Source organism: Aeromonas sp. s10, assembly GCF_040907975.1.
In the GTDB taxonomy this organism is placed as follows: Bacteria; Pseudomonadota; Gammaproteobacteria; order Enterobacterales; family Aeromonadaceae; genus Aeromonas; species Aeromonas caviae.
Window position 1 is genome coordinate 61,867 of record NZ_JBFOCV010000043.1, and the last position, 22,623, is coordinate 84,489.

The 22,623-nt window shown below is 65.1% G+C and carries 18 protein-coding genes; 11 read left to right on the forward strand and 7 right to left on the reverse strand.

All coding sequences use genetic code 11. The features are described 5' to 3' along the window. Positions 1-19: 19 nt before the first annotated feature. The 3 genes from mglB to AB5Y59_RS16140 form a co-directional block, all read right to left on the reverse strand. Positions 20-1,006, reverse strand: coding sequence for a galactose/glucose ABC transporter substrate-binding protein MglB (mglB, locus tag AB5Y59_RS16130; RefSeq protein ID WP_010676016.1), 987 nt, complete (start codon positions 1,004-1,006; stop codon positions 20-22). Positions 1,007-1,226: 220 nt separating this feature from the next. Continuing rightward, the gene (locus tag AB5Y59_RS16135; protein WP_368212330.1) at positions 1,227-4,301 is read right to left on the reverse strand and encodes a beta-galactosidase; all 3,075 of its coding nucleotides are present in this window, start codon (positions 4,299-4,301) and stop codon (positions 1,227-1,229) included. A 648-nt stretch (positions 4,302-4,949) separates the two neighbouring features. Continuing rightward, on the reverse strand, positions 4,950-5,954 hold the full coding sequence (locus AB5Y59_RS16140; RefSeq protein ID WP_010676018.1) for a substrate-binding domain-containing protein: 1,005 nt from the start codon (positions 5,952-5,954) through the stop codon (positions 4,950-4,952). A 216-nt stretch (positions 5,955-6,170) separates the two neighbouring features. Between AB5Y59_RS16140 and galE the strand changes: the two genes are divergently transcribed. The 6 genes from galE to bacA all read left to right on the forward strand — a co-directional run bounded on the left by galE (position 6,171) and on the right by bacA (position 12,747). Continuing rightward, positions 6,171-7,184: a UDP-glucose 4-epimerase GalE gene (gene galE, locus AB5Y59_RS16145; protein ID WP_134997206.1), complete on the forward strand. Its 1,014-nt coding sequence runs from the start codon at positions 6,171-6,173 to the stop codon at positions 7,182-7,184. 49 nt (positions 7,185-7,233) lie between these two features. Then, on the forward strand, positions 7,234-8,292 hold the full coding sequence (locus tag AB5Y59_RS16150; protein ID WP_069784958.1) for a UDP-glucose--hexose-1-phosphate uridylyltransferase: 1,059 nt from the start codon (positions 7,234-7,236) through the stop codon (positions 8,290-8,292). Continuing rightward, positions 8,289-9,437 carry a galactokinase gene (galK, locus tag AB5Y59_RS16155; protein ID WP_368212332.1) on the forward strand — a complete coding sequence of 383 codons (1,149 nt, stop codon included), beginning with the start codon at positions 8,289-8,291 and terminating at the stop codon, positions 9,435-9,437. The genes AB5Y59_RS16150 and galK overlap by 4 nt, the downstream gene beginning before the upstream one ends. 27 nt (positions 9,438-9,464) lie before the next feature. Continuing rightward, positions 9,465-10,532: a galactose-1-epimerase gene (gene galM, locus AB5Y59_RS16160; RefSeq protein WP_368212380.1), complete on the forward strand. Its 1,068-nt coding sequence runs from the start codon at positions 9,465-9,467 to the stop codon at positions 10,530-10,532. A gap of 149 nt (positions 10,533-10,681) precedes the next feature. Further along, the gene (locus tag AB5Y59_RS16165) at positions 10,682-11,677 is read left to right on the forward strand and encodes an aldo/keto reductase (RefSeq protein WP_128296079.1); all 996 of its coding nucleotides are present in this window, start codon (positions 10,682-10,684) and stop codon (positions 11,675-11,677) included. Between the two features lie 254 nt (positions 11,678-11,931). Continuing rightward, positions 11,932-12,747, forward strand: a complete 816-nt coding sequence (gene bacA / locus AB5Y59_RS16170; protein WP_010676024.1) for an undecaprenyl-diphosphate phosphatase — start codon at positions 11,932-11,934, stop codon at positions 12,745-12,747. A 112-nt stretch (positions 12,748-12,859) separates the two neighbouring features. Here the strand turns inward: bacA and AB5Y59_RS16175 are convergent, their stop codons facing one another. The 3 genes from AB5Y59_RS16175 to AB5Y59_RS16185 form a co-directional block, all read right to left on the reverse strand. Next, complete coding sequence (locus AB5Y59_RS16175) at positions 12,860-13,525, reverse strand: ChrR family anti-sigma-E factor (protein ID WP_053288019.1); 666 nt, start codon at positions 13,523-13,525, stop codon at positions 12,860-12,862. Continuing rightward, positions 13,518-14,087, reverse strand: a complete 570-nt coding sequence (locus AB5Y59_RS16180) for a sigma-70 family RNA polymerase sigma factor (RefSeq protein ID WP_010676026.1) — start codon at positions 14,085-14,087, stop codon at positions 13,518-13,520. Before AB5Y59_RS16180 ends, AB5Y59_RS16175 begins: the two co-directional genes overlap by 8 nt. Before the next feature lie 124 nt (positions 14,088-14,211). Next, complete coding sequence (locus AB5Y59_RS16185; RefSeq protein ID WP_010676027.1) at positions 14,212-14,778, reverse strand: LON peptidase substrate-binding domain-containing protein; 567 nt, start codon at positions 14,776-14,778, stop codon at positions 14,212-14,214. A gap of 314 nt (positions 14,779-15,092) precedes the next feature. Here AB5Y59_RS16185 and argS point away from each other — a divergent pair, with 314 nt between their 5' ends. The 4 genes from argS to hslU all read left to right on the forward strand — a co-directional run bounded on the left by argS (position 15,093) and on the right by hslU (position 19,831). Further along, complete coding sequence (gene argS / locus AB5Y59_RS16190) at positions 15,093-16,838, forward strand: arginine--tRNA ligase (protein ID WP_223953856.1); 1,746 nt, start codon at positions 15,093-15,095, stop codon at positions 16,836-16,838. Between the two features lie 3 nt (positions 16,839-16,841). Beyond that, on the forward strand, positions 16,842-17,690 hold the full coding sequence (locus AB5Y59_RS16195; protein WP_052815344.1) for an SPOR domain-containing protein: 849 nt from the start codon (positions 16,842-16,844) through the stop codon (positions 17,688-17,690). 186 nt (positions 17,691-17,876) lie between these two features. Beyond that, positions 17,877-18,410: an ATP-dependent protease subunit HslV gene (gene hslV / locus AB5Y59_RS16200; RefSeq protein WP_005306539.1), complete on the forward strand. Its 534-nt coding sequence runs from the start codon at positions 17,877-17,879 to the stop codon at positions 18,408-18,410. A gap of 92 nt (positions 18,411-18,502) precedes the next feature. Further along, positions 18,503-19,831 (forward strand): HslU--HslV peptidase ATPase subunit, encoded by a 1,329-nt coding sequence (gene hslU, locus AB5Y59_RS16205; protein WP_368212334.1) that lies wholly within the window; start codon positions 18,503-18,505, stop codon positions 19,829-19,831. A gap of 88 nt (positions 19,832-19,919) precedes the next feature. Here hslU and AB5Y59_RS16210 read toward each other — a convergent pair whose 3' ends face one another. Continuing rightward, positions 19,920-21,344 carry an MFS transporter gene (locus tag AB5Y59_RS16210; RefSeq protein WP_368212336.1) on the reverse strand — a complete coding sequence of 475 codons (1,425 nt, stop codon included), beginning with the start codon at positions 21,342-21,344 and terminating at the stop codon, positions 19,920-19,922. A 168-nt stretch (positions 21,345-21,512) separates the two neighbouring features. Between AB5Y59_RS16210 and AB5Y59_RS16215 the strand changes: the two genes are divergently transcribed. Continuing rightward, on the forward strand, positions 21,513-22,433 hold the full coding sequence (locus tag AB5Y59_RS16215; protein ID WP_368212338.1) for a LysR family transcriptional regulator: 921 nt from the start codon (positions 21,513-21,515) through the stop codon (positions 22,431-22,433). Positions 22,434-22,623 lie beyond the last annotated feature (190 nt).

The window sequence follows — 22,623 nt, forward strand, 5'->3', positions numbered from 1 at the left end:
CTTGCCCTGAGGGGAGGAATTACTCGAATTGGGACAGGTTGTCTTTGTCTACGCCCACGTAGGCAACGCGGACGACCTTGTTGTCGATCTTCCAGTTGGTGCCTTCACCGGCCGGCTTGCCTTCGGCCAGGTTCTTGGTCAGCTCGAAGGTGGCCTTGGCCTGGTTGGCCGCATCGTTCAGCACGGTACCAGCCATGGCACCGCTCTTGACCATGGCCAGGGCTTCCGGCAGGGCGTCAACACCGAACACCGGGATGGCGGTCTTGCCCTGGGCCTTCAGGGATTCCACGGCGCCCATCGCCATGCCGTCGTTGTTGGCGATGACCACTTCGATCTTGTTGGCGTTCGGACCGGAGATCCAGGCGTCCATCTTGTCCTTGGCCATGGCGGTATCCCACATACCGGTATCCATGTGCAGCTGCTCGGTCTTGATGCCGCCATCGTTCAAGGTCTTGACGACGTAGGTGGTGCGGGCTTCCGCATCCGGGTGACCAGGCTCACCCTTGAGCAGCACGAACTGGATGACGCCATCCTTGTTCAGATCCCACTCGGGGTGCGCTTTCCAGTGCTTGGCGATCAGCTGGCCCTGAATGATTCCGGACTCCTTGGAGTCGGTGCCAACGTAGTAGGCCTTGTCATAGCTGGCCAGGTCAGCCGCGCTCGGTTCCTTGTTGTAGAAGACCACGGGGATCTCGTCCGCACGGGCTTTCTCAATCACGACAGGGGCCGCCGCCGGGTCAACCAGGTTGATGGCCAGGGCCTTCACGCCCTTGGCCAGCAGCACGTCGATCTGGTCGTTCTGCTTGGACTGGTCGTTCTGGGAGTCGTTCATCAGCAGTTCCACACCCGGGGTGGCCGCCGCTTCTTTCTCGATGGCCTTGCGCACCACGGCCATGAAGTTGTCGTCGTACTTGTAGACGGTGACCCCGATACGGGTATCGGCCTGGGCTTGGGCTCCCGCCATCAGTCCCATCAGCAAGGTGGCAACTGTCGTGAGTTTTTTCATTGTTATGCTCCGATCTCTATCTGTTTTTTTGTAGGGAATGCTGTACACCGTTTGAGCTGGCGCCAGCCTAATGTAATCAGTTTGTTGTGAGGCGGTCTGTGATCCTGGCAACAAAATGAAAACGTTTACACTCTGTTACATAGCCGTAATATTGTTAAAAATTAAATAGTTACGTGAGAAACCGCCTTTGAGTCTCGCCATCTCGCGACGGCGGGTCCGGCTAGCTCAGACGGCAGTGCCAGTGATAACGCCCCGGCAACAGCCAGAACTCGGGCCGCACGCTCTGGCTCCAGGAGTCGTCGCCTCCTACCCCCATGTGGAAGCCATCGAGGCACAGGTGCGTGCCCCCCAGAGCCACCAGATCGGTCTGGTGACGGGCTTCGGCCAGCTGCTGCTGACTGTAGCGGCTGACGCTGAAGTGGAAGCGCCCCTCCACCGCCAGATCCCCCAGTTGCAGTGCGCGGGTATCGCAGCGCAGTCCGTTGTCGGTGGGGAAGACATAAGGGGTGTGCAACGCCTCGATGGGCAATTGCCAGCGACCGAGATCGGCGGCGAGCCGTCGATCCGGGTAATTCTCGTGGGGGCCAAGCCCCAGCCAGCTCACCGGGGCACCTTCGGCCGGTTCATCAGCCAGCCAGAGCCGGGCACCGATGCGCGGCAGGGAGGGCATGTCGGCGGCCACCTCCACCTCGATGGCGAGGTGCATGGCGCCCTCCCCGTCCACCCTGTGATGCCAGCGGGTCAGGATCTTCGGTTCGTCACCCACGAAGTAGCCGTGGTGCGCCGTGATGAGACCCAGCTCCGGACTCGCCTCCAGGCCGAGACAGCAGTGCTGCAGATCATTGAGTCCGGCCTCCTGCCAGCGGGCAATCCAGGCGTTGGGATCGGCGTGATCCGCCTCGCTGGTGCCGATATCGTTGTCGAGCGGCGCCCGATAGAAGTGATCGGCGATGGCGTCGCGAAGCCGTTCCCGGCCCTGCTTCTGCCAGCTGACGATGCGACCACTGGCCTTGTCGAGCTGCCACAGGGAATCTGCGGCGCCAAGCACCCAGTGATCGCGCTGCTCGGTCAGGCTGACCGCCGGGCAGGCCGACGGCAGCGCCAGGGGCGCGGGCAACAGGCATTGCTGGCGAGCCACCTCGTGACCCGCTCCGGCCCAGGCCGTGGCGGTGGGCTGCACGATGGCGAGATCCAGCCAGGCGAGCGCCCCCGGCGCAAAGGCCGGCAGTTGCTCCAGCAGGGTCAGCGTCACGCTCCCCCGGGGGGCCAGCTCGAGCGGGCATTCACCCTGGCTCACCACCACGCCGTCTTCACACAGACGCCACAGCAGGCGTTCGTTGTCCGTCTCGCGGAACAGGTATTCGCTGCGGATCTCCACCGTCAGCGGCTGGCGACCCTGCAGGGTCAGAACGAAGGGCTGCTGGGCACGCCGGGCTTCAAACAAGGAGGGATGGGGGGTGCGATCGGGGAACAGCAGGCCGTTGCAGCAGAACTGGCGATCGTTCGGAGTGTCGCCGAAGTCGCCACCATAGGCCCAGAAATGGCGGCCATCGTCGGTCTGCTTGTCCAGCCCCTGATCGACCCAATCCCAGACAAACCCACCCTGCAGCCGCGGATGATCGCGAAATGCCTGCCAGTAATGGGCATAGCCCCCCAGGCTGTTGCCCATGGCGTGGGCGTATTCGCACAGGATCAGCGGCCGGGTCTCTTCCGGCAGGCCGATCCACTTGGTCAGTGCCCACTTGGGCACCGCCGGGAAGGGTTGATCCTGATGGGTACGGGCATACATGGGGCAGATGATGTCGGTGGCCGGGGTGTCGGCCCCGCCCCCTTCGTACTGCACCGGGCGGCTGGGATCAGCCCCCTTCACCCAGCGATACATAGCGTCGTGGGCCGGGCCATAACCTGATTCGTTCCCCAGGGACCAGATGATGATGCAGGGGTGGTTGAAGTCCCGGGCCACCATACGGGTGACCCGCTCCAGGAAGGCGTTGCTCCAGGCGGGATCCCGCGCCAGCCGCCCCATGGGGGTCATGCCGTGGGTCTCCAGGTTCGCCTCGTCCACCACATAGAGGCCGAGCCGGTCGCACAGGCGATAGAGCTCGGGTTGATTGGGATAGTGGGAGCAGCGCACCGCGTTGAAGTTGTGCCGCTTCATCAGCAGCAGATCCTGCTCCATGTCGGCCGGGGTCACCACGTGACCCGTGGCGGGATGGTGTTCATGGCGATTGGCACCACGAATCAGCAGGGGCTGGCCGTTGACCCGCAGCAGGCCGCCACGGATCTCCACCGCCCGAAAGCCCACGTCATGGGCCTCGCTCTCGAGAGCGCTTCCCTGCTCGTCCAGCAGAGTCAAGGTCAGGCGATAGAGGTGCGGGGTCTCGGCGCTCCACTTGTGTGGCGCCGTTACCGTCAGCCACAACTCGGCGCGATCGTCATACACCCCTTTCTCGTCGATGGCCTGGGTGCCGATCCGCTGGCGCAGGGTCGCAACCCGCTCGTCGCCATCATAGAGGTTGGCCTCCACCGACAGACCGGCCCCGTTGGCCGCCTGCAATTCAACCTTGAGGCGGGCATCCCGGTAGCAGGCGTCGAGCTCGGGCGTCACCCGGATATCCATCAGATGACGGGCCGGTTTGTGCAGCAGGCTGACGGAGCGGAAGATGCCGCTCATGCGCCACATGTCCTGATCTTCCAGATAGGAGCCGTCAGACCAGCGCAGCACCAGGACGGCGAGGCGGTTGGCCCCGGCCTGAAGGAAGGGGGTCAGATCGAATTCCGCCGGCAGCCGGCTGTCCTGGGAGTAACCGACCCAGCGGCCGTTGCAGAAGAGGTGAAACGCGCTGTCCACCCCGTCGAAGATGATCCGGGTCTGCCCCTCGGCCAGCCAGTCCGCAGCAACGGTGAACTCGCGGGAGTAGCAACCGGTGGGATTCTCGGCAGGCACCCGGGGCGGGTCGCAGGGAAAGGGGTATTTGATGTTGGTGTAGATGGGCACATCCGTGACGGGCCGCGCCCCCGGATAGGCCGCAGCCAGTTGCCAGTTGCCCGGCACCTTGATGGGGCAGGCATCCGGCAGATCCTCCACCAGCCACTGCTCCGGCACCCGCTCAGGGGCCTCGAACCAGGAGAACTGCCACTCGCCGTCCAGCAGCAGGCGGGAAGGTGACAACCCCCCCATCCTGGCTTCCCCTTCACTGCGCCAACTGGACAAGGGGGTATGGGCTGGCAACCGGTTCACGGCGGTGATCCCCTGGGTCTGCCAATCCTGACGGGCCACTATCTCCCTGAGCATGCTTCACTTCTCCCTGCATTCACGCTGAAAACCACTGCAGTGTAGGAGAGTTTTGCCCGGTGATCGGCGATCCCGCTCACACAGATGTAAACGATTACACTCATTTTGTTAAGTAAAACGGAGTAAAAATCGGATAAATCCGGGTAAATGACCCCATGGGGGAAAAAGCGGACCTTCGGAAGGGCAGAAGATGCCCGGGAGTGTGAAACCGGGAGGCAATGGCCGAACCAGCGGAGCAAGCCATGGCAAAGACCCGACATCGCGCCCCCCTCGCCTCATTAGGTGCTGGAGCGCCTCAACCCGGTTCCGGGCACGCACGCAGCCCGGCCTCTCGAAGGAGTGTGCAGAGGCCACGAGAACCCCTGCCCGGCGCAGAGAAAAGCCATGGCGAGCGTCTGGCAGGATCTGGCTGGAAGTGAGGCTCGGCAGGCCGGGGGAGAGGGGCTCGTGATAGACGAGCGGGAAGAACTGGCGAGTTCGGCAGGCAGGGAGCGTGAGGGGACGGTTATCACTCCTCAGGCAACCCTCTGTGGTCTGCGCTAGCCATGCTCTGAGCTATCTATCGTCTGAGCTATGGGGGCGCTTTATATGCTGCAGCCCGGGTTCGCCAGGTGCAGCGCTTGCGCCGACGGGGCGCAAGCGCTGCGATCAGGACCTGACGGGAGCGACCGAATGGCGGTTGATCAGGGTGGGGGTATAAATGCGACTCTGCACCGATTCGCTCTCCCCTGCGGCGAGTTGCAGCGCCAGCTTGGCCGCCTGGGCCGCCATCAGCTCGATGGGATAGCGCATGGTGGAGAGCTTGGGTCTCAGGTATCTGGCGTAGATGATGTCATCGAAGCCCACCACCGAGACCTCTTCCGGCACCTTGAGGCCGTTGTCCGCCAGCACAGAGATGGCCCCTGCCGCCATGGCGTCGTTGTAGGCCACCACCGCCGTGATGGGCAACCCCTTGGCCAGCAGGTTGAGCATGGCGCGCTCGCCCCCCTCTTCATTGGGCATGCCGCTCTCCACCAGCTCGGGATCGGCGAAGACCTCCGCCTCCGCCAGGGCATCCTGATAGCCCTGGTGGCGCAACAGCGCATCCTCGATGGCGTGATCCGAGCTCAGGAAGGCGATATGGCGGTGGCCGAGATCCAGCAGATGACGGGTGGCGGTCGCCGCACCCTGGCGGTTGTTGAGGGCGATGCAGCGCCCCCTCAGACTCGGAATGTCGCGGTTGATCAGCACCATGCCGGGGGCGCGCAGGGCGTAGTCGACCAGCTCCTCGTCGCCGAGCGCTTTGCTGTGCACCACCAGTGCCTCGCAGCGTTTGCCGATGAGCAGCTCGATGGCCTCCCGCTCCTGCTGGGCGCGGTGAAAACCATTACCCATCAACAGGTGCAAGCCCTGCTCCACCGCCACCGCAGCGACCCCTTTGACCAGGGCGCCGAAGAAAGGATCCGCCACGTCACCCACCACCACTCCCATGGTGTCACAGGTCTGGCTGACCAGGGCCCGCGCGTTGGCGTTGGGGGTATAGCCCAGCTCGGCCATGGCCTTCAGCACCACCTCGCGGGAGGCGGCACTGGCCTTGGGTGAGTTGTTCATCACCCGTGAAACCGTTGCCACTGACACATTGGCCAAACGGGCGACATCCTTGATGGTGCTCATGCTGTTTTCACTTATTTCACGCTGCAACTGGCCGCATTATACCGTTCAATGTCACTGATAACAGGGGGAAAAATCAGAACTTGCCACATTGGTCGATGAAAACAAGTGTAATCGTTTACACGTATTTGTTAAGCAGCTCACAGTTTGCCCGTCAGCCCCTCGGCTAGACTCCTGCTCAGGCTTTCCTGATGCGAGGAGTTGAGGGTGGAACAACGGATGAAAGTACTGGTCACCGGCGGTTGCGGCTACATCGGCAGCCACACCTGTCTGGCCTTGCAGGCCGCAGGCATGGAGCCCGTGGTGGTGGACAACCTCTGCAACAGCAAGGCGGGCGTCCTGACCCGTGTCGCCGCCATCAGCGGGCGCGAGCCCCGCTTCTACGAAGGGGACATCCGTGACCCGGCCCTGCTGGATCGCATCTTCAGCGAGCAGCACATCGACGCCGTGATCCACTTCGCCGCCCTCAAGGCGGTCGGCGAGTCGACCCGCATCCCGCTGGACTACTACGAGAACAACCTGAGCGGCACCCTGGTATTGCTGCAGGCGATGAAACGGGCCGGGGTACGCAATCTGGTGTTCAGCTCGTCGGCCACCGTCTACGGCGATCCCGCCAGCACCCCGATCCGGGAAGATTTTCCCCGCAGCGCCACCAACCCCTACGGCCGATCCAAGCTGATCATCGAGGAGATCCTCGAGGATCTGCAGCGGGCCGAGCCCCACTGGAGCATGACCCTGCTGCGCTATTTCAACCCCGTCGGCGCCCACGAGTCCGGCACTCTGGGGGAGGATCCCCAGGGCATCCCCAACAATCTGATGCCGTTTTTGACCCAGGTAGCCATCGGCCGGCGCGACTGCCTCTCGGTCTTTGGTAACGATTACCCAACCATCGACGGCACCGGGGTGCGCGACTACATCCATGTGATGGATCTCGCCGAAGGGCACGTCAAGGCTCTGGAACACTGCGCCGGACGGGGCGGTGTCCACGCCTACAACCTGGGCACGGGCCAGGGCCAGAGCGTGTTGCAGATGGTCGCGGCGTTCGAGGCCGCCTGCGGTCGGCCCCTTCCCTACCGGATCGAGCCACGGCGCCCCGGCGACATCGCCGAGTGCTGGGCCGATCCCGCCAAGGCCGCTCGGGAACTGGACTGGCACGCCAGCCGGGATCTCGCCGCCATGTGCGCCGACAGCTGGCGCTGGCAGTCCGCCAACCCCAATGGTTACGAGGCGTAGGCCCTGTCCTGCGCCTTCGGATGTATTCAACTCACACACTGGAGTGATGATGTTCAACCCCGTTGATCACCCCCACCGCCGCTTCAACCCGCTCACCGGCCAGTACGTGCTGGTCTCCCCTCACAGGGCCAAGCGCCCCTGGCAAGGCCAGGTCGAGAAGGTGAGCCTGGCGCCGAGCCAGGCCCATGATCCCGACTGCTTCCTCTGTGCGGGCAACACCCGGGTGACCGGCGATATCAACCCCGACTATCAGGGCACCTTCGTCTTTACCAATGACTTCGCCGCCCTGATGCAGGACACCCCGGCCGCCGACGCGGCGCCGGATCCCCTGCTGAAGCTGGAAGCCGCCCGGGGCACCAGCCGGGTCATCTGCTTCTCGCCGGATCACGGCAAGACCCTGCCCGAGCTGCCCCTGCCCGCCATCGAAGGGGTGATCACCACCTGGATGGACCAGGTGGCCGAGCTCTCTGACCAGTGGGAATGGGTGCAAGTCTTTGAAAACAAGGGCGCCGTCATGGGCTGCTCCAACCCGCACCCTCACGGCCAGCTCTGGGGCAGCGACTTCCTGCCCAACGAGATTGCCCGGGAAGAGGCGCACCAGCGCGCCTGGCTGGCCGAACACGGCCGTCCCCTGCTGCTGGACTATGTGGAGCGGGAGCTGGCGGATCGCTCCCGCATCGTGGTGGAGACCGCCCACTGGCTGGCGGTGGTGCCCTTCTGGGCGGCCTGGCCGTTCGAGACCCTGCTGCTGCCCAAGGCCCATGTCCCCTCCATGCTGGATCTCACCCGGGAACAGCAACAGGACCTGGCCATCGCGCTCAAGGAGCTCACCAGCCGCTACGACAACCTGTTCCAGTGCAGCTTCCCCTACTCCATGGGCTGGCACTTCGCCCCGCCCCGTTCCGACTGCCCCGAGGCGTGGCAACTGCACGCCCACTTCTATCCGCCCCTGCTGCGCTCCGCCACGGTGCGCAAATTCATGGTGGGCTTCGAGATGCTGGCCGAGACCCAGCGCGATCTCACCCCGGAACAGGCGGCGGAACGGCTGCGCGCCCTCAGTCCCATCCACTACAACGACCAGAACCAGGCCAACGAGGAGGCCCTATGACCCCGAGCCAGCGCGTCAGCGCCGTGTTTGCCGAGCAGTTTGAGCAACAACCCGACCTGCTGGTACGGGCTCCAGGCCGCGTCAACCTCATCGGCGAGCACACCGACTACAACGACGGCTTCGTGCTGCCCTGCGCCATCGACTACGAGACCTGCGTCGCCATCGGCCTGCGCGGCGACAACCTGGTCGAAGTGATCGCCGCCGACTACGACAACCAGCGCGACCGGTTCAGTCTCGATCAACCCATCGAGCACCACCCCAGCCAGCGCTGGAGCGACTACATCCGCGGCGTGGTGAAACACCTGCAGGCACGGGGCCACGCCCTGAGCGGCCTCAATCTGGTGGTCTCCGGCAACGTGCCCCAGGGGACGGGTCTCTCCTCCTCCGCTTCCCTGGAAGTGGCCATCGGCCAGGCCTTCAAGGAGGCCCAGGGGCTGGCCATCAGCCAGGCGGAAATCGCCCTCAACGGCCAGCAGGCGGAGAACCAGTTCGTCGGCTGCAACTGCGGCATCATGGATCAGATGATCTCCGCGAGCGGCAAGCAGGATCACGCCCTGCTGCTCGATTGCCGTTCCCTGGAGACCCGGCTCATCCCCATGCCCACCGATCTGGCGGTGCTCATCGTCAACTCCAACGTGCGCCGCGGCCTGGTGGACAGCGAATACAACACCCGTCGCCAGCAGTGCGAAACCGCCGCCCGTCACTACGGGGTCAAGGCCCTGCGCGACCTGGATCTGGCGACCCTGGAAGCGGGCAAGGCCGGGCTGGACGAGGCCTGCTATCGCCGCGCCCGCCACGTGGTCGGCGAGAACGCCCGCACCCTGGCGGCGGCTGATGCACTGGCACAGGGCGATCTGGTGCGCCTCGGTGAGCTGATGGGCCAGTCCCACGCCGCCATGCGCGATGACTTCGAGATTACCGTGCCCCCCATCGACGGCCTGGTGGAGATCATCAAGGCCCGGATCGGCAGCGAAGGCGGTGTGCGCATGACCGGCGGCGGTTTTGGCGGCTGCGTGGTCGCCCTGCTGCGCCCCGAGAAGGTGGCCGAGGTGATCGCCGTGGTGGAGGCGGAATACCCGGCCCGTTTCGGCCTCAAGGCGGACTGTTACGTCTGCCGTGCCAGCGCAGGGGCCGGCAGACTGTAACGCACGCCTGACAACGGGTGACGCCCCCTGCCCGGCACTCGCGACGCCAGCAGGGGGCGACGGGATCACGACGGGGAACCGCAAACCATGATGAGATTCGAACTGGAAAACGAGGAGGGACTGCGGCTGCGCGGTCTCGCATACGGGGCCACCCTCACCTCCCTCACCCTGCCGGTGGCGGGAGAGCGGCGGGAGGTGCTGCTGGGTTGCGCCGACGAGGCCTACCTCACCCAGCAGGTATGGCTGGGGGCCGTGGCGGGGCGCTTTGCCAACCGTATCGGCGGCGCCCGCCTTGAGCGGGAAGGCCAGTGCTGGACGCTGGACGCCAACCAGGGGGCCAACTGCCTGCACGGCGGGCGCGACGGGTTCCATCGCCGCACCTGGCAGATCAAGGAGCAGGAGGCGGACAGGGTCAAGCTGGCGCTCCTCTCCCGGGCGGGGGATCAGGGCTTTCCCGGCAATCTGAGGGTGAGCCTGGAGTATCGGCTGGAGCAGTGCGATCTGGTGGTCGACTTCTGCGCCAGCACGGACGCCCCCAGTCCGGTCAGCCTCACCAGCCACGCCTACTTCAACCTGGATGGCGGTGGCGACATCCGCCACCACACCATCAGCCTCGACGCCGACCGCTACCTGCCCACGGATGACCAGAGCCTGCCGCTGGCCATCGCTCCAGTGGAAGGCCCCTTCGATCTGCGCGCCCCGCGCCCCATCGGCCAGGCGTGGCTGGACCACCCCCAGCAGCAGTTGGCCAAGGGGTACGATCACGCATTTCTGCTCAACAACAGCGATTTTGAGCCTTCTGATGAGCCGTTTGGTGGGTTCAATCAGCCATGGGCCGCCCGGGTGATCTCGGGGGATGGCAAGCTGACCATGGAGGTCTACACCAATCAGCCCTCCCTGCAGTTCTACAGCGGCAACTGGCTGACCGGCACGCCGGATCGTCAGGGCCGACCCTACCGGGATTACGACGGCTTCTGCCTGGAGGCCCAGCAATTGCCCGACAGCCCGAACCGGCCCGCCTTCGGCGATCCCTGGTTGCTGCCGGGGCAGCGTTATCGCCACCAGACCCGTTATCGCTTTATTCCTGCCCCCTGACAGCCCTGCTCGGGCAGACGAAGGGGCCCGGGCGCGCCGCCACGTCATGGCGGCCCCGGCCCCGATGGCACCGCCGAATCAGCCGGGGTGAGGCCCGCCGCAGGGCCCGTCGCTCCTCATTGCACACCAGCCCAAGGAACCGCACCGTGATGGATGACAACTACCTCGCCGCCCCCGACCGCTACCAGCGCCAGCCCTACCGACCGGCGGGCCGCCACGGCCTGCGCCTGCCCGGCATCGGTCTGGGCCTTTGGCACAACTTCGGCGCCGGGAGCGATCCCGCCACCGCGAAGGCCATGGTGCATCAGGCGTTCGATCTGGGGATCACCCACTTCGATCTCGCCAACAACTACGGGCCGCCGCCGGGATCTGCCGAACTGACCTTCGGCACGCTGCTGAAGAGGAGCCTGGCTCCCTATCGGGACGAGCTCATCATCGCCAGCAAGGCGGGCTACGTGATGTGGGACGGCCCCTACGGCGATGGCGGCAGTGCCAAGTACCTCTTCGCCAGCCTGCACCAGAGCCTGCGCCGTCTGGGCCTCGACTACGTGGACATCTTCTATCACCACAGGCCGGATCCCCGCACCCCGCTCGAGGAGACCTGCCAGGCCCTGGCCCTGATGGTGCGCCAGGGCAAGGCGCTCTACATCGGCCTCTCCAACTACCCGGCCCCGCTCGCGGCCAAGGCTGCCGCCCGGCTGGCGGAGCTCGGCACCCCCTGCCTGGTCAACCAGCTCAAATACTCCCTGTTCCAGCGCGATGTTGAGCCCGACACCCTGCCGGCCTGCCGGGAGCACGGCATGGGGGTGGTCGCCTTCTCGCCCCTGGCGGGGGGGCTGCTGAGCGATCGCTACCTGGCGGGCATTCCCGCGGATTCCCGCGCCGCCAGTGCCAGCCCCTTCCTCACGGCGGACCAGATCACCGAGGAGAAGCTCGCCACCGTCCGCGCCCTGCATGCACTGGCCCTGCAACGGGGTCAGTCCCTGTCGCAACTCGCACTGCAATGGGTGCTGCGCGACCCCGTGGTGAGCTGCGCCCTGATCGGCGCCAGCCATCCCCAACAGATAAGGAGCGCCGTCGACGCCCTGGGGCAGCCCCCCCTGGACGATGATCTTCAACAGAAAATCCTGTCCATACTGGCCTGACAGCACAAAGAGATCATAAAACAGAGCTCAACATGCGTGACTGACCTGTCAGAACGTGACGGGACAGTCATGGCTTCTGACAGCATGCGGCAAGCCGCGCCCTGCATGGTCCGCCAGCGCCCTTTCCCGACCGGAACAGGGCGCTGAAATCCCCAATATTCACTGGTTGCCCGCGCGATTTTCCGCCATCATTGGCCGCCCCGACCCGTTCGGGGTTGATTTTATCCAGACCCCATAACCAAGAGATCTGCACCATGACCGAATCCTACGCCCTGTTCGTCGCCTTTGTGCTGGGCATAGTGGAAGGCCTGACCGAGTTCCTCCCCGTCTCCTCCACCGGCCACATGATCATCGTCGGCCACCTCCTCGGGTTTGAAGGACCCAAGGCCGCCACCTTCGAGGTGGTGATCCAGCTCGGCTCCATCCTGGCAGTGGTCGTCATGTTCTGGCGCCGCCTGTTCGGACTCATCGGCATTCACTTCGGTCAGAAACCGACCCCGGGCCACGCGACCCTCTCCCTGGTGCACGTCATCCTCGGCATGCTGCCCGCCGTGGTCGTCGGGCTGGCTATCCACAGCTGGATCAAGGCCAATCTGTTCGGGCCGGAAACCGTGATGTATGCCCTGGTGGCCGGTGGCATCCTGCTCATCATCGCCGAAAAGTTCCGCCCCGCCGTGACCGCGGAGACCCTGGACGACATCAGCTACAAGCAGGCCTTCGGCATCGGCCTGTTCCAGTGCCTGGCACTCTGGCCCGGTTTCTCCCGCTCCGGCGCCACCATCAGCGGCGGCATGCTGATGGGCATCAGCCGCCACGCGGCAGCGGAATTCTCCTTCATCATGGCGGTACCCATGATGATCGCGGCCAGCGGCCTGGATCTCTACAAGAGCCGCGATTTCCTCTCCATGGCGGACTTCCCCATGTTTGCGGTGGGCTTCGTCACCGCCTTCGTGGTGGCCATGGTCGCCATCAAGACCTTCCTGGCGCTGATCCGTCGTCTCGACTTCATCCCGTTCGCCATCTACCGCTTCCTGCTGGCCTTCGTCGTCTACCTGGTCTTCGTGGCCTGATGGGCTTCGCCGCCAAGCAACACAAAAGGGACCCGAGGGTCCCTTTTTTCATGCCGTGATACCGCCTCAGTCGCGCGGCAGCCCGCTATCGCCGAGCAGCCGTGAGCCCAACTCAATAGAGGTGCTGACTGATGCCGTTGAGCAACCGTGACAACCCCTTGGTGAACTGCACGGGGGCATCTTGCACCGTGTAGCAGAGGCAGCCGTCCGGGGTGTGGGGGCTGTGGGCGTGGCTGGCGTCGCGCCAGATGAAATCCCCCGCCTGATAGCGGGTGTCGCCATCCTCGATGGTGCCCGCCAGCAGCAGGGTCAGCTCATATCCCTTGTGGGTGTGCTCGGGGATCCGGCCCCCCGCCTCGATGTGGAGCAGGTTGGCCCGCGCCCCCATCTCGTCCAGCGGCAGGCTGACCTGACGGATGGCCCCGAGATGACGCCACCTGGGGGCATGATGCCGTGCCAATGCCCGCGGCAGCCGGTAACTGTGACCCGCCACCCTGAGCTCTGGCCTCGGGCTCTCGGCAAGGGCGAGCGCCGCCTCCGTCGCCACCGGCTGTTGCAGTATGCCCGCCAGCATGGCATCGAATCCGGCGGGCAGCGCCTCGTCCGGCGCGTCAGGGGCGAGATGCTGGCACGCCAGCGCCTCTTCAAATTCCTTCACCCGGGCGGCGCACTCGGGGCAGAACTCGCAATGGGCGGAGACACCGACGGCCAGCGGCAGAGGCAGCTCGTCGGCGGCGAAGGCGCGCAGCATGGGTTCAGTCGGATGGGTCTTAATCATGGCCTTGCTCCACTTGTTCCTTCAGTTTCTGTAGTGCCAGCCGCAGCCGGGACTTGATGGTGCCAAGGGGCACGCCGAGCCGGTCGGCCAGCTCCTGCTGGGAGAGCTCCTGCAGGTAGATGCCGCGCACCACCTGCTGCTGCGGCTCCGGCAGCGTGGCGACATAGTGGGCCATCTGGCGGGTCAGCACCGCGTCTTCACCGCCGCTCAGGTGCTCCTCTTCGGCCCGGAACTCCAGCAACGGCCAGATCTCCTCGGCGCAGAGCTCCTCCTTGCTGGCGCGGCGGCGGCGCAGCATGTCAAAGCTCTGGTTGCGCATCACTGTGTAGATCCAGGTGGTGGCGGCGCCCTTGTCGGGGTGATAGAGCCGTGCCTTCTGCCAGACCAGCAGCATGGTCTCCTGCACCAGTTCCATGGCGTTGGCCTCGCTGCCGAGGTGGCGCAGCCCGTAGCTGCGGATGCGCGGCGCGAAGTGGTGGAACAGGGTGGCAAAGGCAGCCTTGTCGGCACGCTCGGCCACCCGGACCAGCAAAGATGTGAGGTCGCCGTCTGGGTTGTCCATGGGGGGCGATGTCCTGCGTGGAGCCGATTGTGGTTGGCCAGTATATGCCATTGCGCCATCCCTCGCGTGTGGTGTTCACCCCCAATACGGTGAGCGAGGAAAAAGGATCACCGGGAAGGGGAATTCAATGGCTCGCGACCAGTAGACCGCTCAGCAGGGAGAGAGTGGGCTGGTTGTCCTTGGCCGCCACCAGCCACTGTTTTTGCTCCACCGGGATGGGCAGCACCTCCAGCCAGCGCTGGGCGACCCAGCTCGCATCCTCCCAGTCCGGCTCCGGATAGAGGGCCGCGTACTCCGGATAGTCGTTGAACACATCCTGCAACGCCTTGGCCAGGGAGTGCTGATCCGCCTGGAGCCTGCCGCTCTGCCAGGGGGGCAGGGGCTCCACCTCGCCGACCCGCAGACCGTCCTCTTCCTGCCAGAGATCCGTGATGCGCACCCGCTCTACCCCGAGCACCGTGATGCCGAGCAGACCATCGGGCAGCAGATCGAAATCGATGATGCGCACCCGGGTGGCGATGGGGTACATGTTTCGCAGCGCGTCGGGCTGGCGGGGGTCCAGCATGCAGAGCGCGAACTCCCGCTCCCGGGACTCGGCGATCATGCGCTGGTATCTGGGCTCGAAGATGCGCAGCGGCATAATGCCGCCCGGCAGCAGGTGAGCGGAGAGTGGAAACAGTACCAGTGTCATGGGAATCATCCTCCAACGGCGTCCTCAAAGGATACGACCGCCACGGGAAGCGGGATCATTCAGATCGAATCGGTATAAATAACCCTGTCATAATCAGGGGAAAATAGCCTGGACAAGCCGTTTCGTTATGCAGTAGAAATGGATAACCACCACTTACCCAAATCAATATCCTGCAATGTGGTGGAAAACGCAGTGAAATATCCGCCACGCCCACGGGTGCGGGCCGTTCCTATAGTTTTCTCGGCCCGATGCGGGTAAAATTCACGCCCTTATCCAGTCAGTCACTTTTCGACGCGCAACCTCGGTGGTCAGTTATGAAAGAGCATATTCATCATCTACTTGAACAAACGGTAGCCAATCTCAAGTCCGCAGGCGTCCTGCCCGCCGACCTGGAAGCCCGGGTGCAAGTAGACCGATGCAAGGAGAAGGCTCACGGCGACCTGGCCACCAACCTGGCCATGCTGCTGGCCAAACCGGCCCGCAAGAATCCCCGCGAGCTGGCCGCTGCCATCATCGAGCACCTGCCCGCCTCCGATCTGATCGCCAAGGTCGAGATCGCCGGCCCCGGCTTCATCAACTTCTTCTTCGACCCGAGCTGGCTGACCGGTCAGGTGGAAGCCATGGTGACCTCCGACAACGCCAACGTGAAGCTGCCGGCGCCGCAGACCGTGGTGGTGGACTACTCCGCCCCCAACGTGGCCAAGGAGATGGCGGTGCACCACATCCGCTCCACCGTGCTCGGTGACGTGGCCGCCCGCGCCCTCGAATTCCTGGGCCACAAGGTGGTGCGAGCCAACCACATCGGCGACTGGGGCACCCAGTTCGGCATGCTGATCGCCTATCTGGAGAAGATGGCCAACGAGCACGCCTCCGACATGGAGCTCAAGGACCTGGAAGCCTTCTACACCCAAGCCAAGCGTCACTACGACGAAGACGAAGCCTTCGCCGAGCGCGCCCGCAACTACGTGGTGAAACTGCAGGGTGGCGATGAGTACTGCCGCACCATGTGGAAGAAGCTGGTCGACATGACCATGGAGCAGAACCAGCGCAACTACGACCGTCTGAACATCTCCCTGTCCAACAAGGACATCATGGGCGAGTCCATGTACAACGACATGCTGCCGCAGATCGTTGCCGACCTGAAAGCCAAGGGGCTGGCAGTCGAGAGCGAAGGGGCCACCGTGGTCTTCCTGGACGAGTTCAAGAACAAGGATGGCGAGCCCATGGGCGTCATCATCCAGAAGAGCGACGGCGGTTTCCTCTACACCACCACCGACATCGCCTGCGCCAAATACCGTTACGAGAACCTGGGCGCCGACCGGGTCATGTACTTCATCGACTCCCGTCAGCACCAGCACCTGATGCAGGCCTGGACCATCACTCGCAAGGCCGGCTATGTGCCGGAGTCCGTGCCCCTCGAGCACCACGCCTTCGGCATGATGCTGGGCAAGGACGGCCGTCCCTACAAGACCCGCTCCGGCGGCACCGTCAAGCTGGTCGACCTGCTGAACGAAGCGGAAGAGCGCGCCAGCGCCCTGCTGGAGAGCCGCAACAGCGACCTCTCTGCCGAAGAGAAGGCCCAGGTGGTACACGCCATCGCCATGGGTGCGGTCAAGTATGCGGATCTCTCCAAGAACCGCACCACCGACTACATCTTCGACTGGGATCTGATGCTGTCGTTTGAAGGCAACACCGCCCCCTACCTGCAATACGCCTACACCCGTATCCAGTCCATCTTCCGCAAGGCCGGCGTCGATGCCGATACCCTGAGCGGCAAGGTGGTCCTGAGCGAAGACGCCGAAGAGACCCTGGCCCAGAAGCTGATCCAGTTCTCCGACGCGGTCAACGGCGTGGCGGACAAGGGGATGCCGCACCTGCTCTGTACCTATCTGTACGAGCTCTCCGGCAACTTCATGACCTTCTACGAAGCCTGCCCGATCAACAAGGACGGCGTGGACGAGGCGACCCGCCAGAGCCGTCTGCTGCTGTGCGCCGCCACCGCCAAGGTGCTCAAGCTGGGCCTGGGCGTGCTGGGCATCCACACCCTGGAGCGCATGTAATAGATGGCGACCCGGGATTACGTCGGCAACAGCCCGAGACGACGGGCGGGTGGCCGTAACATCAAGAAAGCGGCCCCTCGCCGCTTTCCTGTTATCCCGGCACTGCTGGCCGGGGCCCTGGTCGTCGGTTTCGGCGCCTTCCTCTACCTCATCAACGGCAAGGGCGCCGATGCCCCCACCATCGAAGAGCAGGTGAAGGCCAACAAACCCAAGGCACAGGGCAATACCCTGCCCCAAGAGAAGTGGAGCTACATCGAGCGGCTGGAGAACAAGCAGGTGGACATCATAGAGCCGCCGCCCCAGCCGGGCGTGCTGCCGCCCCCGCCCGCCGAGACCATGACCCTGCAACCGGAGGCACTGCCCAAGCCGGTTGCGACCGACATCCCCCAGCCGGGAACCCCCATCGGTCAGGTGAAGCCCTATCAGCCGCAACCGGTGCAACCGGCCAAGCCGGCCACCGGTGCCCCGGTCGCCAGCGCCCGGGAGCAGGTGATCGACCAGAAGGCCGAGCGTGAGCGGATGGAGCGGGAGATCCGCGCCGAACTGGAGCGGGAGCGTGCCGAGGCCGCCAGGGCCAAGGCGGCGACCCAGACTGCACAGACCGCAGCCGCCGACGGCGGTCGCTACATGATGCAGTGTGCCGCCCTGCGCTCCCAGGATTCCGCAGAATCCCTCAAGGCGCGCATCGCCTTCACCGCCGGGCTCTCCTCCAGCCTGCAGGTAGTGAACGGGGCCGGTGGCGCCGTCTACAAGGTGATGGTGGGCCCCTTCAACGGCAAGGCGGCGGCCGACGCGGCCAACCGCAAGCTGCAGGGCTCGGGCATCAGCGGCTGCATCCCCAAGAAGGGGTGATCGCCGCGTCCATGCACAGGGCCGGGTGGCAACACCCGGCCCTGTTTCTTTTGGCGCCATCCCGCGCCCACCCGATCCCTCCTCCGCGATCCGTGCTCGGCACAGGCTTGAAAAGCCGTTTTGCCATCCCCATCTTTTCCTCCATGCACAGTCAGGCCGTCATTCGGCTCAAGCGAGGTAAGTAAAGTGACTACCATAGTTTCAGTTCGCCGCAACGGTCAGGTCGTCATCGGTGGCGATGGCCAGGTTTCTCTTGGCAACACCGTCATGAAGGGCAACGCCCGCAAGGTTCATCGCCTCTACAACGGCAAGGTACTGGCTGGTTTCGCCGGCGGCACCGCCGACGCCTTCACCCTGCTCGAGCGCTTCGAAGCCAAACTGCAGGCCCATCAGGGCAATCTGGAGCGCGCCGCCGTGGCGCTGGCCAAGGACTGGCGCACCGATCGCGCACTGCGCCGCCTCGAGGCGCTGCTGGCCGTCGCCGACGAGCACAAATCCTTCATCATCACCGGCAACGGTGACGTGGTGCAGCCGGAGCACGATCTCATCGCCATCGGCAGCGGCGGCAACTTCGCCCAGTCCGCCGCCATCGCCCTGCTGGAGAACACCGAGCTCGACGCCAAGAGCATTGTCGAGAAGTCCCTCAAGATTGCGGGCGACATCTGCGTCTTCACCAACGGCAACCACACCATCGAAGTGCTGGATTATTCAGCCAAATAAGCCGGCGAAATAGGGCTGCCAAATAAGGCCGCCAGCCAAACCCCATTTTCCAAGGGGTGGGCCCTGCCCGCCCCGGATACAGGAACGCCATCATGTCCGAGATGACCCCGAGAGAAATCGTCCACGAGCTGGACAGACACATCATTGGTCAGGCCGACGCCAAGCGCGCGGTCGCCGTCGCCCTGCGCAACCGCTGGCGCCGGATGCAGCTCTCCGAGGAGATGCGCCACGAGGTGACCCCTAAGAACATCCTGATGATAGGCCCCACCGGCGTCGGCAAGACCGAGATCGCCCGTCGCCTGGCCAAGCTGGCCAACGCCCCCTTCATCAAGGTGGAAGCGACCAAGTTCACCGAAGTGGGCTATGTGGGCAAGGAAGTGGACAGCATCATCCGCGATCTGACCGATGTCGCCATCAAGCTGGTGCGCGAGACCGAGATGGAGAAGATGAAATTCCGCGCCGAGGAAGCTGCCGAAGAGCGCATCCTCGACGCCCTGCTGCCCAACCCGCGCAACAGCTGGGGTGAGGAAGAGAAAGCCGACAACTCCAACACCCGCCAGATTTTCCGCAAGAAACTGCGGGAAGGTCAGCTGGATGACAAGGAGATCGAGCTGGATCTGGCCGCCTCCCCCATGGGTGTCGAAATCATGACCCCGCCGGGCATGGAAGAGATGGCCAACCAGTTGCAGGGGCTGTTCCAGAACCTGGGCCAGAACCAGAAGAAGAAGCGCAAGATCAAGGTCAAGGAGGCCATGAAGGCGCTGATCGAAGAGGAAGCGGCCCGCCTGGTCAACCCGGAAGAGCTGAAGCAGAAGGCCATCGCCTCCGTCGAGAACAACGGCATCGTCTTCCTCGACGAGATCGACAAGATCTGCAAGCGCGGCGAGAGCTCGGGCCCGGACGTTTCCCGTGAAGGGGTTCAGCGCGACCTGCTGCCGCTGGTCGAGGGCTGCACCGTCAACACCAAGCATGGCATGGTCAAGACCGATCACATCCTGTTTGTCGCCTCCGGTGCCTTCCAGATCGCCAAGCCGTCCGACCTCATCCCCGAGCTGCAGGGCCGTCTGCCGATCCGGGTCGAGCTGACCGCCCTGACCACCGAAGACTTCGAGCGCATCCTGACCGAGCCGAACGCCTCCCTGACCGATCAGTACAAGGCGCTGATGGCCACCGAAGGGGTCAACATCGAGTTCACCCAGGATGGTATCCGCCGTCTGGCCGAAGCGGCCTGGCAGGTCAACGAGCGCACCGAGAACATCGGCGCCCGTCGTCTGCACACCGTGATGGAGCGGCTGATGGAAGACATCTCCTATGACGCCTCCGAGAAGTCAGGCGAGACCTTCGTCATCAACACCGACTACGTCAACGCCCACCTCGGCAAGCTGATTGAAGACGAGGATCTGAGCCGCTTCATTCTGTAACAGGTTGATCGATAACGAGGATCCGAGCGGTTTACTATCCTGCTCAATCCCATAGCAAGACGCCTCCTCTGTGGAGGCGTCTTCGTTTTCAGCGTTCTCCCGACTCGCAGCCGTCCCGGGCCACATCACCCTGCACGGCACGCTCCTCCCTTCCCGCCAACCAGAGCACACTCATCAGCAACAAGGCCGTCAGGGCGAAGGTGACCCGGGTGGCAAACGCCAGCTCGTCCGCCGTCGCGAGGGCGAGATCGGGCCGCCCTACCAGGGCGGCGAACAGGCCCCCCAGCCCCGCCGCCCCCGTGAGCTGGCCCAGGTTGCGCGACAGGGTCAGCAGCCCGGCCACGGCGCCACGGCTCGCCCCCTCCGCCTCCCCCACCACGGCGCTGTTGTTGGCGGTCTGGAACAGGGCATAACCGGCGGTGAGCAGCAGGATGGGCAGCAGGTAGCCGAGGGACCCGAGCGCCCTGTCCAGCAGGGCCAGCAAGACGGCGGCCACCACCATGAGCCCCAGGCCGAGGCGCACCACAGGGGTTGCCCCCACCCTGTCCACCAACCAGCCAGCGGGCATGCCGGACAGCGCCGCCAGCAGGGGGCCCATGGAGATCATCAGCCCCACCGTCCCCATGTCGAGGGCAAAGGCGCCGTGCAGGTAGAAAGGACCGATCAGCAGCGTCGCCACCATGACGCTGGCCACCAGCGCACTGGCGATGATCCCGCCTCTTCGCCTGGACGCCCCCAACAGCGCCAAGGGCAGCAGGGGGCGACGGGCGCCCGAGTCGGCACGCACGAAGAGCGCTATGGCGACGAGCGCCCCTGTCCCCGGCCAGACCCCGAGCGGGCTGCCCCGGGTCAGTGCCAGCCCGTAGCAGAGCAGCGCCGTCACCAGCAGCAACAGACTGGTGAGCGGGAGGCCTCCCTCGGCAGAGCCCGCCTCATCCCGGGGCAGATCCCGCCAGGCACACCCCAGCGCAAGCAACGTCAGGGGGAGCAGCAGCAGGAAGGGAGCCTGCCAGCCAAATCCGCCGATCAACAGGCCGCCAAAGGAGGGGCCGAGCGCCGTGCCGCAGGCCGACAGGGTGCCGAGCAATCCCATGCTCCAGCCCCGTCGGGCTGGCGGCACCAGCTCTCCTGCCATGGCCAGCGAGAGCACCAGCATGCAGGCCGCACCCGCCCCTTGCAGGGTGCGAGCGGCAATGAGCCAGCCGATGGAAGGGGCCAGGGCGCACAGCAGGGAAGCCAGCGCAAAGACCCCGGTCCCCCAGAGCAGCAGGCGACGCCGCCCCAGACGATCCCCGAGCCGGCCCGCCACCACCGTCAGACTGGTGATCCCAAGCAGGTAGGCCACCAGCACCCATTGCAGGCTGGCGAAGGGCACGCCGAAGTCCTGCCCCAGGGCAGGCAGCACCAGGTTGGCCATGCTGCCCGCCAGCATGGGCAGCAGGGTGGCGAGCCCGAGCCCCGCGAGACCGAGACGGCGCGTCACGGGAGGGGAAACAAGAAGTGGTGTGGACATGGCAGTCTCTCCGGCAAGTGATGATGCACCCAGGCTAGCGGGGGGGATGACAAGGCGGAAGACGCACGGATTGCAGCTTATAGTTGCACCAGACGCCATATGAAGAGACGGCAACTCGCGTATCATGAAGGAGTCGGCCCGTCAGGCGCCGCCTGCGAGGAGACGACCATGACCCCGGATTTCAACCTGCTGATCACCCTGGATGCCCTGCTGGAAGAGTGCAGTGTGGCGGGCGCTGCCAAACGGCTAGGCCTGAGTGCTTCCGCCATGAGCCGGGCCCTGGCAAGGCTGCGGGAGACCACGGGGGATCCGCTGCTCGTGCGGGCGGGACGCGGCCTGATCCCCACCCCCCGGGCGCAGATCCTGCGGGATGAGGTCGCCCGCCTGGTTCAGGAGACCCGGGCCGTGCTGCGCCCCCAGCAGGAAGTAGACCCGGCGAGCCTGGAGCGCACCTTCCGCCTGCGATCCAGTGACGGCTTCGTGGAGGCGGTAGGCCCCGCCCTGCTGGCGCGCCTTGCCGTCGAGGCCCCCGGGGTGCGGCTGCACTTTCTGGCCAAACCCGACAAGGAGAGCGGCCCCCTGCGCCGTGGCGAGCTGGACTTCGAGACCGGGGTCATCGGCGCCACCACGGCCCCCGAGCTGCGCACCCAGGCCCTGTTCCAGGACCACTTCGTCGCCGTGGTGCACCCGGACCACCCCCTCTGCGACGGCACCCTGACCGTGGCGCGCTATGCCGCCGCACGCCACGTGCTGGTCTCCCGCCGGGGCCAGCCTCACAGCCCCATCGACGAGATCCTCGCAGGCCAGGGGAGGCGGCGCACCATCACTACCCTGGTCCCCGGGTTTGCGACGGCGCTGGCCCTGGTCAGGGAGAGCAATCTGGTGGCGACGGTGCCGCACCTGCACTGCGCCAGCCTGCTCGGCGATCTGGTCACCCTGCCCCTGCCCTTCGCTCTGCCAGGGATCCGGGTCGCCCTGCTCTGGCACCCCAGTCAGGATGCCGATCCGGCCCACCGCTGGCTGCGCGCCCTGATACGGGACACCTGTGCCCGGCCCCCCTATCACACCGAGGCCACCGACACCCCCTGATCCGGGTCAGGCAGCTCCCGGCTCCATCACCAGCCTCTTGTGGCCCGGGCACCCGCACCCGGGACCAGAAGCGCCTGTCACCACCCCGTCACACCGACATGCCCGTGGCTTGGGCACAAGCGATGGATCCTTCCCCCTGCCGGACGGGGATCACGGCCCCTCAGAGCGGGGCGGATCACATTGCGAGCAA